At 74.0% G+C, this 1,506-nt stretch carries 2 protein-coding genes; both read right to left on the reverse strand.

The genetic code is table 11. The features are described from left to right. Window positions 1-1,128 (reverse strand): Fic family protein (locus ACFWJO_RS37995; RefSeq protein ID WP_386872708.1); only part of this gene is annotated, 1,128 nt, incomplete at its 3' end. Beyond that, on the reverse strand, window positions 1,125-1,506 hold a 382-nt coding region (locus tag ACFWJO_RS38000; RefSeq protein ID WP_386872710.1), incomplete at its 5' end, for a GNAT family N-acetyltransferase. The genes ACFWJO_RS37995 and ACFWJO_RS38000, both read right to left, overlap by 4 nt.

Here is a 1,506-nt window from a genome sequence, read left to right on the forward strand (position 1 = left end):
GGCCTGCAGAGCGCCGGCCTCGACAAGCTGGTCCACGGCCCGCTGGGCGGCCGGGCGCGAGACACCCAGCGCCTGGGCCAGGTGGTCCACGGTCACGGCGGGTTGCGCGATGATCACCGCGAGCGCCCGCCAGACCGCCGCGTCCCGCCGGGCGGTGAGCCGCTCGCGCCAGCCGGTCAGGGCCTCGTCCAGGTCCGCGACGAGCTCTCGGCCGTTGCCGACGGCGGCCAGGGCGGCCTGCGCGAAGCGGCGCACGATGGGCGCGGGGTCGCCGTCGCGGTAGGCGGTGAGGGCGTCGAAGTATCCGGCCGTGTCCGTGAGGAGTCCCGCGGAGAGGGGCACCCCCATACGGGTGATCGCGCCGGCCCGATGCAACACGGCGTGCACGAGGACGCGCCCGGTGCGGCCGTTGCCGTCCGCGAACGGGTGGATGGTCTCGAACTGAGCGTGCGCGATGGCGGCCTGCACGAGGGCGGGTACGTCCGTGCGTCGCAGATAGGCGAAGAGATCGTCCATCCCGGCACGCAGGCGCTCCGGGTGGGGCGGGACGAACTGCGCCGTGTGCGGCGTGGGCGCCCCGCCCCCGATCCACCCCTGCGCATCGCGGTAGGCGCCCGGCCGGGCATGCTCCTGACCGTCCATGAGGGCACGATGGGCGGCCAGCAGGGCAGGCTCATCCAGGTCGGCGGCCAGCCGGGAAGCAGCGCCCATGGCCCTCACGTTCGCCGCCACGAGCGCTGCGTTCGGGCGGGTGCGTTCGCCGAGAGTCGCCAGGGCGAGGGCTCGCGCGCCCGCGGAGATGTGCTCGATCTGCGAGGAGGACGCGGACTCAGTGCGCAGGAGCACCGCGTCGATCGGGGCGATCTCGCCGGTGAGCCCCGGGAGGGCGTGGCTGATCTCGGCGTCGAAGCGCACGACGGCGGCCGTCGCCTCCTCGACCTCGGTCGCCAGATCGGAGGGCAGGTCGAGCCCGAGTCGGGCGATGCGGGCCGGGAGCGCGGCTCGATATGGGCCTGCTGCACGCACGCGAGCGCGGCGGGAGCGCAGCCCGGCGTCATGCGGGTCCGCGGTCCAGGGGCGCTGTTCCCAGCCGACGGCCCACGGGGTCGGGCGCGGATCGTTGCTCATGCCACAACCTTACGCAACGTTATGTCTAGAGCGTTGCGTACTTCTGGGCGTCGTGAGGTGGAAAGCCGTCTGCCCCGGGCCCGGTGCTCCGAGGCGAGCATCGCGTAAGTGACGCCGTCCACCCAGCCGCGGGTGCGGTGCAGTGACTCCTCCTTGAAGGTGCCCTCGTGGCGCAGGCCGACCTTCTCCATCACGCGCAGGATGGGCGCGTTGTCCGCGAAGGCGTGAGCCTCCACGGGTCTGACGCTGAGGCCCGCGAAGGCGAGGTCCAGCAGGGCACAGGCCAGCTCGGTGGCGTGGCCCCGGCCGGCGTGGGCCGGGGCTATGGTCCAGCCGATCTCGGCCTGCGCGTCCCGGGCTTCCTCGCGCGGCGCGCCG

It is taken from the genome of Streptomyces sp. NPDC127092, assembly GCF_042722475.1.
GTDB lineage: Bacteria > Actinomycetota > Actinomycetes > Streptomycetales > Streptomycetaceae > Streptomyces.